Genomic DNA, 247 nt, shown 5'->3' with positions numbered 1-247 from the left:
ACCTCGCCCGGCGCCTCGCCACGCGTGAGTTCCAGCGCCCGGAAGAGCTGCCCGGAGCGCAGCGCGAAGCGTCCGCTCGCCGCGATGGACGGGCGGCGCGCCACGGCCGCCGCGAGTCGTCCCGCGTTGAGGTCGTTCTCGGCGCGCAGGTCGCTCAGCAGTTCCGCGCGCTCCGGGGTCGCGAGGGCCTCCGCCTCCTGCAGCAGGGGTTCCGCGAGCGCGGGGCGCACCGTGTCGAGGTACACGC

General features: G+C 76.5%; 1 protein-coding gene. It reads right to left on the bottom strand.

What is annotated here, in order from left to right:
• Positions 1-247: hypothetical protein (locus tag DEIPI_RS40210; RefSeq protein WP_483782854.1), on the bottom strand; the 247-nt coding region annotated here is incomplete at both ends.

The sequence above is a fragment of the Deinococcus pimensis DSM 21231 genome (assembly GCF_000519345.1).
Lineage (GTDB): Bacteria > Deinococcota > Deinococci > Deinococcales > Deinococcaceae > Deinococcus_A > Deinococcus_A pimensis.
Note: the sequence above shows the minus strand (reverse complement) of the source record. Positions and strands in the feature narration are given on the sequence as shown.